A 15374-nucleotide genomic window follows, 5' to 3' on the forward strand; every position below is an offset into this window, starting at 1 on the left:
AACAGACGGCCTAGGCGAACTCGGGCGCCGAGGTCGCCAGGCCGCCCAGCGGGTTGCTCCGCTCCGGCGGGCGCAGGTCGACCATCCGGTGCCAGCCGCTGAACCGCTCGTACGCGTACATCCCGCGGATCCCGGCGGCCAGCGCGGCCGCCTTCGGTGCGGGCCAGCCCAGCAGCCGCCCCATGTGGCCCATGACGGCGAGGCTCACGTCCCGGTAGACGCCGATCTCGGCGAGCGCGCACTCGCGCAGCACCCGGTGGATGGTGCGGGCGTGGCCGGCGCGGGCGAGGCGGAGCAGTTCCTCGTGGCAGTAGGCCAGGTGGTTGTCCTCGTCCGCGCCGATCATGCGGATGGCCTTGCCGAGCTCGGGGTCGCTCCCGAAGTACCGGACGAGCATGACCATCTGGTCGGCGGCGCGCTGCTCGGTGACCCGGCTGTGCGCGAGGTAGACGACGATGTCCTCCTCGCTCAGGGCCCGCTCGCCGCGCAGCTTCTCGTGGCTCAGGCCGATGCCGCGGCGCTCCAGCAGCATCGTGTAGTCGGTTTCCGGCGGGACGGGTACCGGGGGCAGGCCGCGCTTGCGGAGCAGCGCGTTGAAGATCCGGCCGTGTTTGTCCTCGTCGGCGCCGTGCCGGGTGATCTTGGGCGCGAGATCGCGCATGGAATCGGGCACCAGGGCCGCGATCCGGGCGTTCTCCCAGCCGCCCTGGGACTCGCCGCCGGCGGCGATGGAGCAGAACAGCTGGAAGGAAGCGTCGTGGTCGACGATCTCCCGGAACAGGCTGCGCGCAGAGAGCATGTCTCGAGTCAAGGGCCGATTCGCGGGCCGGGCAACCGGGTGCGGCGTACGGCTCGGCCGAATGAACGACCGCGACCGGTGGGGCCGGGGGCGTAACCCCGCGGGCACCCCACGCGTTGTTGGCTGTGTCGGCCGTGGCGGGGAAGACCCCCCGAGCCCCCACCACGGCCGCAGACCTCTCCTTCTTCACGCCGCCGTCGCACGGCTTCGGGCGGCTGCGCCGGACTCCGTCCGGCGGCCGCCCGGGCCGAGTGCCGCCCCGGCCGGGTGCCGCTCAGGCCAGGCCGGCGAGCTCCATGGCCTCGACGCCGGCCCGCAGGGCGGCGGTCCGCTCCTCCAGGGTGAAGCCGGCCGGGGCGAGCGTCAGGGTGGTGACCCCGGCCTCCGCGTAGGCCCGCATCCCGTCGGCGATCCGCTCGACCGGGCCCAGCAGGGTGGTGGAGTCGATCAGCGAGTGCGGGACCGCGGCGGCCGCGCCCTGCTTGTCGCCCGCCAGGTACTTGTCCTGGATCTCGGCGGCTTCCTTCTCGTAGCCCATGCGCTGGGCCAGCTGGTTGTAGAAGTTCTGCTTGCGGCTGCCCATGCCGCCCACGTACAGGGCGGTGTACGGGCGGAACATGTCCGCGAGTCCGGCCACGTCCTCGCCGAGGGCCAGCGGCACGGTCGGGCAGACGTCGAAGCCGTCCATCGTCAGCCCGGCCTTCTCGCGGCCCGCCCGGATGTGGGTGAGCGCGGTGGCTTCCAGGTGCTCGGCGGCCGGGAAGATCAGGAGGGCGCCGTCGGCGATCTCGCCGGTCTGCTCCAGGTTCTTCGGGCCGATGGCGGCGATGTAGAGCGGGATGTGCTCGCGCTCGGGGTGCACGGTCAGCTTGAGCGGCTTGCCCGGCCCGCCGGGCAGCGGCAGGGTCCAGTGCTCGCCCTCGTAGGACAGCCGCTCCCGGGTCATCGCCTTGCGGACGATCTCCACGTACTCGCGGGTCCGCGCGAGCGGCTTGTCGAACTTCACCCCGTACCAGCCCTCGGACACCTGGGGTCCGGAGACCCCGAGGCCGAGCCGGAAGCGGCCCTTGGTGAGGGAGTCGAGGGTGGCGGCCGTCATCGCCGTCATGGCGGGCTGGCGGGCCGGGATCTGCAGGATGGCGGAGCCCACGTCGATGCGCTCGGTCTGGGCGGCGACCCAGGCGAGCACGGTCGGCGCGTCGGAGCCGTAGGCCTCCGCGGCCCAGCAGACGTCGTAGCCGAGGCGGTCGGCCTCCTGCGCGACGGCCAGGTTGTCGGCGTCCATGCCAGCGCCCCAGTAGCCGAGATTGATGCCGAGCCGCATAAGTCGTCCCCTTACCGGTTTACCGATCAGTAACGTAGGTCTGCGGGGACTGTAGCGCGCCCGGCCGTCCCGCGTCAGTGCGGCAGTAGTCTCAGCCCTCATGGAGCAGAGGCATCTCGGCCGCACCGGACTGCGCGTCTCCCGGATCGGTCTCGGCACACTGACCTGGGGCCGGTCGGCGGACGGACCGGACGAGGCGGAAGCGGCCGCGCAGTTGAAGACGTTCTGGAACGCGGGCGGCACGCTCGTGGACACCGCCGACGTGTACGGGGGCGGTGAGGCGGAGTACCTCCTCGGACAGTTGATCGGTTCCGTCGTCCCGCGGCGGGATCTGGTGATCGCGACGAAGGCGGGCGGTGTCGCGGATCCGGACCGTCGCTTCGACGCCTCGCGCGGCCACCTCCTCGCCGCGCTGGACGATTCCCTGGCCCGTCTGGACACGGACTACGTCGACCTCTGGCAGGTCCACGCCTTCGACCCGTGGACCCCGCTGGAGGAGACCCTCCAGGCGCTGGACATCGCGGTGAGCAGCGGCCGGGCGCGGTACGCGGGCGTGTCGAACTTCAGCGGCTGGCAGCTCGCGAAGGCGGCGACCTGGCAGCTCGCGGCGCCGGGGGTACGCACCCGGCTGGCGTCGACCCAGATGGAGTACTCCCTGCTCCAGCGCGGCGTGGAACGGGAGGTGGTCCCGGCCGCGCTGGACCTGGGGCTCTCCCTCCTCCCCTCCTCGCCGCTGGGCCGGGGCGTCCTGACCGGCAAGTACCGGTCCGGCACCCCGGCGGACTCCCGGGGCGCTTCGGAAACCCTCGCGGCGTTCGTGGACCCGTACCTCGACGAGCCGGCGAGCCGGATCGTGGACGCGGTGGCGACGGCCGCGCACGGACTGGCGGTGACCCCGCTCCAGGTGGCCCTGGCCTGGGTCCGGGACCGCCCCGGGGTGGCCGCGCCGATCGTCGGCGCGCGCACGTCGGCGCAGCTCGGGCAGGCCCTGTCGGTGGAGGCCCTTAGTCTTCCGGAGGAGATCCGCCAAGCGCTGGACGACGTCTCGGCGCCCGTCCACCGCTACCCCGATCAGGACTGGAGCACTTTGTGAGCGACACCGCCGCCACCGATGCCGCCACCGCGGCCCCGGAGGACCCGGCCGCCCCCGCTGCGGAACCCGGGACGGCACCGGACCCGGAAACCCCTCCGGCCGAAGGTGACGCACCCACCGAAGCCCACCCCCCGGCACCGGAACCCACCCCGACACCCCAGACGGCCGACTCCGGCGAGCCGGACCCCCGGACCACCGCCTCCGGCGAAGCCGGGGAACCGGAGGGCGAAACCGAAGGCCCGGACGGCGAGGCCGTGGAGCCGGACGGCGAAGCCGAGGAGCCGGACGGCGAAGCCGAGGGTTCTGCCGGGGAACCGGACACGGGGCCGGGGGCGGAGTCCTCGGTTTCGGGAAGGGACGGGGTGGGGGAAAGCCCCGCCGGGCTCCCCGACAGCGGCACCGGGGCGGCAGTGACCGCCGAGGCCGCGCCTCAGCTCAGCGAAGCCGCGGCCGAACTGGCCGCGCAGAAGATCGAGCGGGAGCGCATCGCCCGCCGCAAGGCGGAGCGCGAAGCCCCCGTGGAAGCCGGCGCCAAGCTCAGCGGCACGGCCGCCGACCTGCTGGCCGCCGTACGGGCCGTGGAGAGCGGCGGCAAGCCCCCCGCCGTGTTCGACGCGCCCCCGGCGCCCCGTCGGCCGGAGGCCGCTCCAGCACCCGCCCCGGCGCGCACCCCGGCAGCCGCGCCGCAGGCACAGGGACAGGCGCAGACCCACGCCGCCCCCTCCCCCGACACCGTCCAGGCGGTCCGAGCCGTCCTGGCCAGGGGCGGAGCCCCCGAGACCCTCGCTCCGCAGACCGCTGCCGCCCTGGGCGAGGACGCCGCCGAGCAGCTCGCCGAGTCCCCCTGGCGGCTACTGGCCGTCGCCGGGGTCCGCCCGACCCAGGCGGACGGGTTCGCCCGCGCCCTGCTCGGCGCGGAGGCGACCGGCCCCGGGGACGAACGGCGTGCCGCCGCCCTGGTGGGCTGGCTGCTGGCGCAGGCCGCCGCCAAGGGCCACACCGTGCTCGAAGCCCCGACCCTGGAGTCGGCCCTCGCCCAGTACGGCGTCCCGGACCCCGCGGAGGCCCTGGAGGCGGCCGTCGGCGAGGGCGCCGCGCTGGCTTTCGAGGAGCCCGTCGGGCCGCCCGTAGCCGAGTCCGCCGAGGACGAGGAACAGCCCGTACGGATCCTGGTGGGCCTGGAGGGCTCCGCCATGGCCGAGGAGAGCCTCGCCGAGGGCCTGGCCCGGCTCGCCAACACCTTCACGGACCCCGCCGACTGGGACAAGGCCGCCACCGGCACCGGCGCCGAGCTGATCCGCGCCGCCGCCGGGCACGGGCTGGTCACCCACACCGGCGGCGAGGCCGCCCGCGCCGAACCCCGCGCACTTCTCGCCGCCGCCCGGGAGTTGGGCCTGCGGGCCTGCCTGGCCGCGCACGCCCCGGCCGAGGGGGCCGTCACCGTGGCGGGCCTGCTGGCCGGCGCCGAGGGCCCGGGCCGGGACGCGGACGGGCAGTTCGCACTGGACCTGCTCATCGTCCTGGACGCCCCGCAACTGGACGTGGAGACGGCCGCCGCGCTGGTGGAGTCCGTCCCCGACGGCGCCCGCCTGGTGTTGTCCGGCGACCCCTCGGTGCTCGGCTCCGCCGGTCCCGGCCGGGTCTTCGCCGATGTGCTCGCGGCCCGCGCCTGCCCGCAGCTCGTCTCCCGGATCCCCGACCGGGGCCCGATCGGCGAGCTGGTGTCGGGCGTCGGCGTCGGCGAGCTGAACCAGGTCGACGCTCCCGGCAAGGAGGTCGTCATCGTCCCGGTCCGCGACGCCGGGGAGGCGGTGCACCGCACCGTGCAGCTGGTCGCCGAATCGGTGCCCCGCGCTTTCGGGATCCCGGCGGACGCCGTCCAGGTGATCACCCCGGGCCACGGCGGCCCGGCGGGCACCCGCGCGCTCAACGCGGCCCTCAAGGAGCGGCTGAACCCGGGCCCCGGCCGGTTCGGCGGCTTCGACCCCGGTGACCGGGTCGTCCACGTGCCCTCCGCCGGGCGGGCGCTGCCGGCCCGTGTGGTGTCGGCCGACGCACAGGGGCTGCACCTGGCCGGAGCCGCGGGCGCGCGGATCGTCGTACCGAAGGAGCGGGTGGAGTCGCAGGTGCGGCACGGCTGGGCCGTGACGGCGCACCAGGCCGTCGGCTCGCGCTGGCCCGCGGCGGTCGTCGTCCTGCCCGGGGACGCGGCTCAGGCCCTGTCGCGGGACTGGGTCTACACGGCTTTCGGCCGGGCCGAGCGTCACCTGTCGGTGGTGCACGGAGTGGACCAGGCGCTGCCGCGTGCGGTCGCGGAGGTTCCGGCGAAGCCCCGTACGACCCGGCTGGCGGGTCTGCTGCGGGCCCTCGTGGCGGCCACGGCGGTGGAGCCCCGCTGAGGGACGTACTGCGGCCCCCGTCCCGGGTGGGGCGGGGGCCGCGGTGCGTTCCGTACGAGGTGCCGGGCGGGGCGGGGTCGGGCCGGACCGGTGTCAGGCGGGCGTCAGGCCCCGCTCGGCCGGTGCGCCGTCCTCGGCCCCCTCGCCGCCTTCGGCGTCGTCCGCGTACTCGTCCTCTTCGTCTTCCCCGTCGAAGACCGAGCTGACGTCGAACCGGTGCATCACGTCCTGCGGGTCGATGTGCGCGAAGGGCGTACCGAGCCACTCCCCCGGTTCGGCGACCTCTTCCGAAGCGGCGATCCACAGCGTGGAATCGCCCTCCTCCAGACCGAAGTCCTTGGCGCGGGAGGCGATTTCGTCCGGCTCGTACTCGCCGAAGAGAACGCCGAGCGCGTCGGCGGTGCCGCCGTCGTGGTCGAGTTCGGCTTCCCGGTCGTGCGCGACGACGCGTTCGGCCTGGGCGATCAGGCGCGCCGGCTCGACGACGGCGTAGTCACGGCGGATGAGCACGCTGAAGGCGGCGGGTTCGGCGGGGCCGGTGTACGGGAGCCCGTCCTCGGGAGTGGGGATCTCGAACGGGGTGACCTCGTCGTAGCGGTCGTAGAGGAGCTCGTCGTACTCCTCGGAGGCGGCGGCGAGTTCGTTGAACGCGGCGTAGACGTCCGGATCATCGTCCCCGATCCTGCTCTCGACCGCGGCGAGGTGACGGTCGAGCGCGGCCTTGACCGCCTCGGCGGCGGCGCGTACCTCGGCAACAGTGGGCAGAGCGGCATCAGACATAGTGCAGACGCTATCCGTAGCGGGGCTCTCGCGGCACAATAGATGCGATGCCGGAATACGAATTTGTCGACTTGTACGTGCCCCGCGGGGTTCCACGTCAGGAAACGACCCGCCTGCTGACAGAACACGCCGAGTACGGGCATTGGGAGCTCGACCGGCTGACCCTGCTTCGGGACGGCAGTCGCCGCGTGCGACTGCGCCGCCGGATCATCCGCCAGGTCCGCGCGACCTGGTGACGCGGGCCCCTGGGGCGGGGCCCGCGTCCTGAGGAACCGTCAGGCCGCGCTGCGCGCCCGGCGGTAGAGCACGGCGCCGGCCAGCAGCATGCCCGCGGCCAGGGGCACCCCGGCGGTGAGGACGTCACCGGAGCCGGTGGCGGCGAGTCCCCCGGCCGGGGTTGAACCAGTCCCGCCACCGGTCCGCGTCCCGGTGCCGGTTCCCGGGGCGGGGTGCGTCACCGGGGTCACCGATCCTGCGCCGGGACCCGTTCCGGTGCCCGCGCCGGGGCCGGGCCCGGCGGGAGTCCCGGGCTGCTGCCCGGTACCCGGACCGCCGGGGGTGCCGGGGCCGCCGGGGTTGCCGTGATCGCCAGGACCGCCGGGATTGCCGTGATCCCCGGGACCGCCGGGGTTGCCGTGATCCCCGGGGCCGCCCGGATTCCCTTGGCCGCCAGGACCATGGGGGTTCCCGTGGTCGCCCGGACCGCCCGGATTCCCGTGGTCTCCGGGACCGCCCGGGTGTTCCGGGTGCCCCGGGCCGGTGTCCTCGTCGCACGGTTCGTGCGGGTTGCCCGGGTGTTCGGGGTGATCCGGGTGCTGAGGGTGCTGTGGGTGCTGCGGATGTCCGGGCCGGCCCGGGAGGTTCGCGCAGCGGTTTCCGAAGGCCGGGTTCAGCGCCCCCACCACCGTCACCGTGTTCCCGCAGGCGTTCAGCGGTGCGTCCACGGGTGCCTTGAGGGCGTTCCCGGACAGCAGCCCCGGTGAGTGTGCGGCGCGGCCGGAGGCGCCGGAGTCCGCGTGTGCGTAGCCCCCTCCGAGCGCGAGCAGACCCCCCGCGGCCGCCATGGTGATCAAGGTCTTCTTGCCGGTGACCTGTACCTGTCGTCGCATCTGTACTTCGTCCCCTGGTGTGTGCGTCGTGCACGCGCACGCACGTGCACGCCCGATCGGCGCACCGGCCGCACAGGCTCCCCCGCCTGGTGCGCCGAAAAGATCGTCATCGGGCCCGTAAAGCCCGGCAGCCCCGGAGCGCTGGAATGCGCTCCGGGGCCGAGTACTTCAGATACGTCAGGCGTTGACGCAGGTGTTGCCGAAAGCCGGGTTCAGCAGGCCGATCACGGAGATCGTGTTACCGCAGACGTTCACGGGAACGTGGACCGGAACCTGGACGACGTTGCCGGACAGGACGCCGGGGGAGCCGATGGCCGCACCCTGGGCACCCGCGTCGGCGACAGCCAGACCCGCACCCGCGAGAACCAGACCACCGGTGACAGCCGCAGCGGCGGCAACCTTCTTGAACATTGTTCCTCCTAGTAGGCAAGCGCGGTCCCAGCCGCGGACCGCACCACCTGTAACGAGGAGGGATCACCGGGGCTACGAGCGTATGAGCGCATTCACTCTTCTCAGTGGATTCCGCACACCTTCCCGATTCCCGGGCGTTAGCTACGCCCGTTCCGCCGCCGGCCCGCTCCCGCCCGCCTCAGGACTCGTCGATGAACCGGTCGAGCACCCGCACGCCGAACTTCAGGCCCTCCACCGGCACCCGCTCGTCCACGCCGTGGAACATCCCGGCGAAGTCCAGCTCCGGCGGAAGCTGGAGCGGGGCGAAGCCGAAGCAGCGGATGCCGAGGTCGTCGAAGGACTTGGCGTCCGTACCGCCGGAGAGCATGTACGGGACCGCTCGCGCGATCGGGTCGTGCGCCTTCAGGGCGGTCTGCATGGCATCGACGAGCTTGCCGTCGAAGCCCGTCTCCAGCGCCTTGTCCGCGTGGACGTCCTCCCGCTTCACGCGCGGCCCGAGGATCCGGTCGAGGTCGGCGAAGAACTCGTCCTCGTAGCCGGGCAGGAAGCGGCCGTCCACGTGGGCGGTGGCCTGGCCGGGGATGACGTTGACCTTGTAGCCGGCGCCGAGCATGGTCGGGGCGGCGGAGTTGCGCAGGGTCGCGCCGACCATCTTGGCGATGCCGCCCAGCTTGGCGAGCGTGGCGTCCATGTCGTCCGGGTCGAGCGGGGTGCCCAGCGCGTCCGAGAGCTCGTCCAGGAAGTGCCGGACCGTCTTGGTGACCCGTACCGGCCAGGTGTGGCGGCCCAAGCGCCCCACCGCCTCGCAGAGCTCGGTGATGGCGTTGTCGTTGTTGGTCATCGACCCGTGGCCCGCGGTGCCCTCCACCGTCAGGCGCATCCAGTGCATGCCCTTCTGCGCCGTCTCCACCAGGTACAGCCGCAGGTTCTCGTTCACGGTGAAGGAGAAGCCGCCGACCTCGCCGATCGCCTCGGTCACGCCCTCGAAGAGGTCGGGGTGCTTGTCGACGAGGTACCGGGCGCCGTAGGTGCCGCCCGCCTCCTCGTCGGCGAGGAAGGCCAGCACGATGTCGCGCGGGGGCTTGCGGCCGCTGCGCATGCGGTCGCGTACGGCGGCCAGCGTCATCGCGTCCATGTCCTTCATGTCGACCGCGCCGCGGCCCCAGACGCATCCGTCGGCGATCTCGCCGGCGAAGGGGTCGTAGGTCCAGTCGGCGGCGTTGGCCGGGACCACGTCGGTGTGCCCGTGGATCAGCAGCGCCGGCCGCGAGGGGTCCTCGCCCTGGATCCGCGCCACGGTCGAGGCGCGCCCCTTGTGCGATTCGAAGATCTTCGGCTCCAGCCCGACCTCGGCGAGCTGCTCCGCGACCCACTCGGCCGCCTTGCGCTCACCTGGCCCGGAGTGGTCCCCGTAGTTGCTGGTGTCGATCCGGATGAGGTCCCGGCAGAGGTCGACGACCTCGTCCTCGCCCGAGACGGTCCTGCCCGCGCCCGATTCGCTCACGCTGCTTCCTCCCACTGATCAGTACCGAACTGACTCCATCCTCGCGCTCCGGGCCGCTTCTCCCAAGGGCGATCCCCGGCCGTCGGGGGGTGTGATCGAGGACCCCGGAATGTTTGGTAATGTTTTCCACGTCGGAACGGCCCGCGAGGGACGCGAGACAGACACCTTGTCCGGGTGGCGGAATGGCAGACGCGCTAGCTTGAGGTGCTAGTGCCCTTTATCGGGCGTGGGGGTTCAAGTCCCCCCTCGGACACCAAGCGAAAACCCCACTTCACGTGGGGTTTTCTGCGTTTGTGGAACATCGCGCGGCAAGCCGTGCAGGGCGGGTACGGGATATTCTGGGCCGGTGAACGAGAACCTTCCCCCCTGTCCGAAATGCTCCTGTGAGTACACCTACGAGATGAACGCGCTCGTGGTGTGCCCCGAGTGCGGTCACGAGTGGGTGCCCGCCGAGAGCGACGCCGAGACCGGCGCGGGCACCGGCGAGCAGGTCGTGAAGGACGCCGTCGGGAACGTGCTGAACGACGGCGACACCGTGACCGTCGTCAAGGCGCTCAAGGTCAAGGGCAGCCCCTCGGGGATCAAGGCCGGCACCAAGGTGCGCAACATCCGGCTGATCGACGGGGTCGACGGGCACGACATCGACTGCAAGATCGACGGCTTCGGTGCCATGCAGCTGAAGTCCAGCGTGGTCAAGAAGGCCTGAACACCGCTCCACACGCGAAGACGCGAAGACGCGAAGAGGGGCCCCTCCGTGGCGGGGCCCCTCTTCGTGCGTCCGGTGCGGATCAGCCGCGCGGGGCGGGGACCACGGGCCCGGCCGACCCCGACTCCGATTCCGACTCCGCCGCCTGGTCGAGGCGGAAGGCCTCGTTGCCCAGACCGATGCGGGCGTGCACCGCGGGGCGGGCGGAGCGCAGGAAGCGCCCGTACGCCAGTCCCACGACTGCGGCGGCGGCGATGATGCCGGGCAGGACCCAGCTCAGCGCGGACCCCTCCGCGGCGCCGACCAGGACGCCGAAGTCCTTGACCGTGTAGACGGCGATGGCGAGCAGCGCGAGGCCGGCGAGGCCAGCCGCGCCGAGCCGCCAGAGCTGGGCGCCGGCGGTGCCGCGGCGGACGAAGAAGGCGATGACCGCGAAGGAGGCGGTGGCCATCAGGAGGGTCACGCCGAGGGCGCCGACGCTGCCCATCCAGGTGAACAGGTGCAGGACGGGCACGGTGGGGTCGCCGGCCGGGGTGTCGTCGGTGAGGGCGAAGGCCAGGACGACCACGACGGAGACCACGGTCTGCAGGAGCGAGCCGGTGGCGGGTGCGCCGGTGCCGGCATTGGTGCGGCCGAAGGCGGCCGGCAGCAGGCCCTCGCGGCCCATCGCGAAGGCGTAGCGGGAGACGACGTTGTGGAAGCTGAGCATCGCCGCGAACATGCCGGTCACGAAGAGGATGTGCAGGACGTCGGTGAAGGTGACGCCCAGGCGGCTCTCGGTGAGCTGGAAGAGCAGTCCGGGGCCTGCCTCCGCGGAGGCCTTGACCACCTGGCCGGGGCCGGTGGCGACGGTGAGGGCCCAGGCGCTGAAGGCGAAGAAGAGGGCGACGAAGCCGACGCCGAGGAACATCACCCGGGAGACGACGATGTGCGGCCTGCTGGTCTCCTCGGCGTACACCGGGGACTGCTCGAAGCCGACGAAGGCGGCGATGCAGAAGCACAGGGCGGTGCCGAGGCCGGCGCCGCTCAGGGTCGCGGGGTCGAAGGCGTGCAGCGAGAGGCCCTCGGGGCCCGGCTTGCCGAGGGCGGCGACATCGAAGACGACGACGAGGAGGACCTCGATGAGCAGGAGGACTCCGAGGACCTTGGCGTTCAGGTCGATCTTGAGCCAGCCGAGGGCGCCGGTGAGGGCGACGGCGGCCAGGGCCGGTATCCACCAGGCGAGTTCGGTGTCGAGGTAGGTGGCGAAGAGGCCGGAGATCTCGAAGCCGAGGATGCCGTAGACGCCGACCTGCATGGCGCTGTAGGCGACGAGGGCGACGAGGGAGGCGCCGGCGCCCGCGGTGGGGCCGAGTCCGCGCGCGATGTAGGCGTAGAAGGCGCCGGCGTTGTGGACGTGCCGGCTCATCTCGGCGTAGCCGACGCTGAAGAGGGCGAGGACGGCGCCGAGGATCACGAAGAGCAGGGGCTGTCCGGCGATGCCCATGACCCCGAAGATGGTGGGCATGACGCCCGCGACGACCATCAGGGGCGCGCTCGCGGCGAGTACGGAGAGCAGCAGGCCGGCGGTGCCGAGGCGGTCGGCGCGCAGGGCGCGGTCCTGACCCTTGTACGTACGGATCTCGGCCTGGCCGGCCGGGTCGGTGAGCGTGGTGGATCTGCCCGTCGGCATGGCGGGGGTCCTTTCGGGGCGGGGACTGAGCGGTACTTGCTGAGCGGTTCTGGCTGAGCTGTCCGGGCTGAGCGGTACTTGCCGAGCTGTCTGGCTGAGCGGTTCTCCGGCCGAGCGGTTGAGCGGTTGAGCGGTACGTGACGGGCGGTGCCGGCCGGGTGGCGCCGGCCGGGCCGGGGTCAGGCGGTGCCGAGCGCGGCGCTGCGTGCGGCGAGGAAGGCCTTGTGCGGGTCGAGGTCCGGGTAGGACCACGGGGCCTGGGTGGCGTGGCTGCCGATGCGCTGGAAGAGGGCGGCGGCCTCGGCGGGGCGGCCCTCGCAGAGCTTGGCGTGGGCGAGGAAGTTGAGGTCCACCCGGTTGCGGGGGTGGTCCTCGCGCTCCCACTCGAGCCACCAGTCGAAGGCGGAGCGCAGCACGTGGCGGGCGCGGCGGCCGGACCAGTGCTCGGCTCCGGCGCCCGGGTCGCGGCCCTGCCCGGCGGCGAGGACGCGGTAGCGCTCGGCGTGGGCGATGACGGGGAGGACGGCGAGCGGGGAGTCGGCCGGGGATTCCTCGGCGGCCCAGGCGGCGAAGTCGTAGACCTCGTGGAGCGGGTCGCGGCCGGCGGCGGGGGCCCGTTCGGCCAGTCGGGACACCATCAGGTGGTGGGCGTGGTGGTGTTCGCGGTGGCGGGCCCGGACCTGGTCGAAGTGACGGCTGAACTCCTCTTCGGTGCCGAAGGCGCGGGTGAGGAGCAGCAGGCCGAGCCAGGGGGTGGGGTCGGCCGGGAGGAGGGCCGCGGCGCGGCGGCAGGCCTCTTCGGCGGCCTCGGGGGTGCCCTTGCGGCGCAGGGCGCCGAAGACGGCCGCGCAGGCCAGGAGGGTGACGGCGTCGGCGCTCTCCGGTTCGGCGAGGAGCCACTCGCGCGCCCACGCGGTGGCGGCCGGGGTTTCGGCGAGGACGACGAGACGGTGCCCGCGACGGTCCCAGTCGTCACCGGTGGCGACGAGGAGGGTGCGGGCCTTGGCCCAGCGGCCCTGGGTGAACTGCGCGCGGACGTCGACGAGTTCCGTGTCACAGAGGGCGGGGTCGAAGAGCTGGGCGTCCCGCTTGCGGACGCGGCCGAGGGGCGGCGGAGGGGGCGACATCCGCGGATTTCCCTCCAGGACGCGGGCGGTTGGACGATGTGGCTGGAAGATCACGCACAGCAAAGCGGTACGCACAGCTCCGCGTCAAGGTCCAGTCCACCGCGTGGCTCGTTTCAACTGGTGTTTCGCACAGGAGAGTTGATGCGGTTGTTCCGGTTCGTGACAGGTTGTCGCCGGGTTGCCGCCGGGCTGCCGGCACGTTGCCCGCAGAGCGCACCCGACCCGGGCGGGAGCACCCGCAGGACCGTAGATTGGGATCCATGACGGCCTACGAAGATCTCCCGCCCATCGAGTTCGCCTTCCCGGGGCCGCTGCGCGACAGGCTGGTGGCGGCCGTCCTGAGCGGTGCCAAGACCACGACCACGGGCGTCCTGGCCGACTACGAGGCGGCGGGGGACCCGCTGCCCGTGGCGGGCGATCGGATGGTGATCGTGGACTCCGCCGGGCGCCCGGTGGGCGTCCTGGAGGTGACGGACGTACGGGTGCTGCGGCTGGCGGACGTGGACCTGCGGCACGCGCTGGACGAGGGCGAGGGGTTCACGTCAGTGGCCGAATGGCGTGCCGGGCACGAAGAGTTCTGGCACGGCCCGCAGATGCGGGAGGCCGTCGGCGACCCCGGCTTCACGGTCGGCGACGGCACCCCGGTCGTGGCGGAGCGGTTCCGCCTGGTGACCCGTCTGCCCTGAGCGGCCGGGTCGGCGGGGCGGCCGGGTCGGCCGCCCGGCCGGATTCAGGAGACGGCCGCCGACGCCGCGCGGCCGGCCGCGCGGCCCGAGAAGATGCAGCCGCCGAGGAAGGTGCCCTCCAGGGCCCGGTAGCCGTGGACGCCGCCGCCGCCGAAGCCGGCCGCCTCGCCCGCCGCGTAGAGGCCCGGGAGGGGTTCTCCCGTGGCGGTCAGGACGCGGGAGGAGAGGTCGGTCTCCAGGCCGCCCAGGGACTTGCGGGTCAGGATGGAGAGCCGGACGGCGATCAGCGGGCCGGCCGCGGGGTCCAGGATCCGGTGCGGGGCGGCGGTGCGGATCAGTTTGTCGCCGAGGTACTTGCGGGCGCCGTGGATCGCCGTGACCTGGAGGTCTTTGGTGAAGGGGTTGGCGATCTCCCGGTCGCGGGCGACGATTTCGCGGCGCACCGTCTCCTCGTCGAGGAGCCCGTCCTTGGTGATCGCGTTCATGCCGCGCACCAGTGCGGAGAGGTCCTTCTCGACCACGAAGTCGGCGCCGTTGTCCATGAAGGCCTTCACGGGTCCGGGGACGGCCTGGCGGGCCCGGTCGATGACCCCGCGGACCGACTTGCCCGTCAGGTCCGGGTTCTGCTCGGACCCGGAGAGTCCGAACTCCTTGCCGATGATGCGCTGGTTGAGGACGAACCACGTGTGGTCGTGGCCGGTCCTCATGATGTGGTCGAGCGTGCCGAGGGTGTCGAAGCCCGGGAAGAGCGGTACGGGCAGCCGCTTGCCGGTGGCGTCCAGCCAGAGCGAGGACGGGCCGGGCAGGATGCGGATGCCGTGCTTGTCCCAGATCGGGTTCCAGTTCTCGATGCCCTCGGTGTAGTGCCACATCCGGTCCTTGTTGATGTGGCTGGCGCCCGCCCCTTCCGCGATGCCCAGCATCAGGCCGTCGACGTGGGCCGGGACCCCGGAGAGCAGTCGCGCGGGCGGGGTGCCGAGGCGGGCCGGCCACTGGGCCCTCACGAGGTCGTGGTTGCCGCCGATGCCCCCGCTGGTCACGATCACGGCCTGGGCGCGCAGCGAGAACTCCCCGGTGGCCTCGCGGCCGCTCGCGGTGCCGCGGACGGCGTCGGAGGGGGCCAGGACCTCACCGGTCACGGTGTCGAGGGTGCCCGCCGTGCGGGAGAGCCCGGTGACCCGGTGGCGGAACTTCAGCCGGACCAGCCCCCGGGCCACCCCGGCCCGTACGCGGCGCTCGAAGGGCTCCACCAGGCCGGGGCCGGTGCCCCAGGTGATGTGGAAGCGCGGGACGGAGTTGCCGTGGCCGTTCGCGTCGTAGCCGCCGCGCTCCGCCCAGCCGACGACGGGGAAGAACCTGACGCCCTGGGCGTGCAGCCAGGGGCGCTTCTCGCCGGCCGCGAAGTCCACGTAGGCCTCGGCCCAGCGGCGCGGCCAGGCGTCCTCCTCGCGGTCGAAGCCGGCGGTGCCGGACCAGTCCTGGAGGGCCAGCTCACGGGTGTCCTTGATCCGCATGCGGCGCTGCTCGGGCGAGTCGACGAAGAACAGGCCGCCGAAGGACCAGTGGGCCTGGCCGCCCATCGACTGCTCCGGCTCCTGGTCGAGCAGGATGACCTTGCGGCCGGCGTCGACGAGCTCGGCGGTGGCCACGAGGCCCGCCAGCCCGGCCCCGATCACGATCACGTCTGCGTCGTACGTCATGTGGAACCCGTCCTCCGTCGGTGGTGGGGCGATCCTTTGCTACGGAGCGGTAACCAGTCAACAG

At 73.0% G+C, this 15374-nt stretch carries 14 protein-coding genes and 1 tRNA gene; 6 read left to right on the forward strand and 9 right to left on the reverse strand.

From position 1 onward, the window contains the following. Positions 1-10 precede the first annotated feature (10 nt). Both ACFYM0_RS22565 and ACFYM0_RS22570 read right to left on the reverse strand, forming a co-directional pair. Entirely contained in the window at positions 11-799 is a 789-nt protein-coding gene (locus tag ACFYM0_RS22565) for a ferritin-like domain-containing protein (protein ID WP_388504024.1), read from the reverse strand. Between the two features lie 274 nt (positions 800-1073). Further along, positions 1074-2123: an LLM class F420-dependent oxidoreductase gene (locus ACFYM0_RS22570; RefSeq protein ID WP_243333982.1), complete on the reverse strand. Its 1050-nt coding sequence runs from the start codon at positions 2121-2123 to the stop codon at positions 1074-1076. 100 nt (positions 2124-2223) lie between these two features. On the opposite strand from ACFYM0_RS22570, the gene ACFYM0_RS22575 reads away from it, so the two are divergent. Beyond that, entirely contained in the window at positions 2224-3216 is a 993-nt protein-coding gene (locus ACFYM0_RS22575; protein ID WP_388504026.1) for an aldo/keto reductase, read from the forward strand. After that, positions 3213-5615: a helix-hairpin-helix domain-containing protein gene (locus ACFYM0_RS22580; RefSeq protein WP_388504029.1), complete on the forward strand. Its 2403-nt coding sequence runs from the start codon at positions 3213-3215 to the stop codon at positions 5613-5615. Before ACFYM0_RS22575 ends, ACFYM0_RS22580 begins: the two co-directional genes overlap by 4 nt. Positions 5616-5708: 93 nt before the next feature. Here ACFYM0_RS22580 and ACFYM0_RS22585 read toward each other — a convergent pair whose 3' ends face one another. Continuing rightward, positions 5709-6395, reverse strand: a complete 687-nt coding sequence (locus tag ACFYM0_RS22585) for a hypothetical protein (protein WP_388504031.1) — start codon at positions 6393-6395, stop codon at positions 5709-5711. 47 nt (positions 6396-6442) lie between these two features. Between ACFYM0_RS22585 and ACFYM0_RS22590 the strand changes: the two genes are divergently transcribed. Further along, positions 6443-6631, forward strand: coding sequence for a DUF5703 family protein (locus ACFYM0_RS22590; protein ID WP_243333977.1), 189 nt, complete (start codon positions 6443-6445; stop codon positions 6629-6631). Positions 6632-6670: 39 nt separating this feature from the next. Here ACFYM0_RS22590 and ACFYM0_RS22595 read toward each other — a convergent pair whose 3' ends face one another. The 3 genes from ACFYM0_RS22595 to ACFYM0_RS22605 all read right to left on the reverse strand — a co-directional run bounded on the left by ACFYM0_RS22595 (position 6671) and on the right by ACFYM0_RS22605 (position 9419). Then, a complete protein-coding gene (locus tag ACFYM0_RS22595) occupies positions 6671-7504 on the reverse strand; it encodes a chaplin (RefSeq protein WP_388504033.1) in 834 nt (277 codons plus the stop codon). A 177-nt stretch (positions 7505-7681) separates the two neighbouring features. Then, positions 7682-7915, reverse strand: a complete 234-nt coding sequence (gene chpH / locus ACFYM0_RS22600; RefSeq protein ID WP_243333973.1) for a chaplin ChpH — start codon at positions 7913-7915, stop codon at positions 7682-7684. Between the two features lie 178 nt (positions 7916-8093). Beyond that, positions 8094-9419 carry a M20/M25/M40 family metallo-hydrolase gene (locus ACFYM0_RS22605; RefSeq protein WP_388504036.1) on the reverse strand — a complete coding sequence of 442 codons (1326 nt, stop codon included), beginning with the start codon at positions 9417-9419 and terminating at the stop codon, positions 8094-8096. A 168-nt stretch (positions 9420-9587) separates the two neighbouring features. On the opposite strand from ACFYM0_RS22605, the gene ACFYM0_RS22610 reads away from it, so the two are divergent. Both ACFYM0_RS22610 and ACFYM0_RS22615 read left to right on the forward strand, forming a co-directional pair. Continuing rightward, positions 9588-9675, forward strand: a tRNA-Leu gene (locus ACFYM0_RS22610). A gap of 90 nt (positions 9676-9765) precedes the next feature. Beyond that, entirely contained in the window at positions 9766-10125 is a 360-nt protein-coding gene (locus ACFYM0_RS22615; protein WP_388504037.1) for a zinc ribbon domain-containing protein YjdM, read from the forward strand. 82 nt (positions 10126-10207) lie between these two features. On the opposite strand, the gene ACFYM0_RS22620 is transcribed toward ACFYM0_RS22615, so the two are convergent. Together ACFYM0_RS22620 and ACFYM0_RS22625 are read right to left on the reverse strand one after the other, a co-directional pair. After that, entirely contained in the window at positions 10208-11797 is a 1590-nt protein-coding gene (locus tag ACFYM0_RS22620; RefSeq protein WP_388504040.1) for an APC family permease, read from the reverse strand. Between the two features lie 179 nt (positions 11798-11976). Then, the gene (locus ACFYM0_RS22625) at positions 11977-12924 is read right to left on the reverse strand and encodes a hypothetical protein (protein WP_388504043.1); all 948 of its coding nucleotides are present in this window, start codon (positions 12922-12924) and stop codon (positions 11977-11979) included. Between the two features lie 260 nt (positions 12925-13184). On the opposite strand from ACFYM0_RS22625, the gene ACFYM0_RS22630 reads away from it, so the two are divergent. Continuing rightward, a complete protein-coding gene (locus tag ACFYM0_RS22630; protein WP_388504046.1) occupies positions 13185-13610 on the forward strand; it encodes an ASCH domain-containing protein in 426 nt (141 codons plus the stop codon). 44 nt (positions 13611-13654) lie between these two features. On the opposite strand, the gene ACFYM0_RS22635 is transcribed toward ACFYM0_RS22630, so the two are convergent. Beyond that, positions 13655-15310, reverse strand: coding sequence for an FAD-binding dehydrogenase (locus tag ACFYM0_RS22635; RefSeq protein WP_388504048.1), 1656 nt, complete (start codon positions 15308-15310; stop codon positions 13655-13657). Positions 15311-15374: the final 64 nt, after the last annotated feature.

The organism is Streptomyces sp. NPDC006487 (assembly GCF_042870555.1).
Classification (GTDB): Bacteria; Actinomycetota; Actinomycetes; order Streptomycetales; family Streptomycetaceae; genus Streptomyces.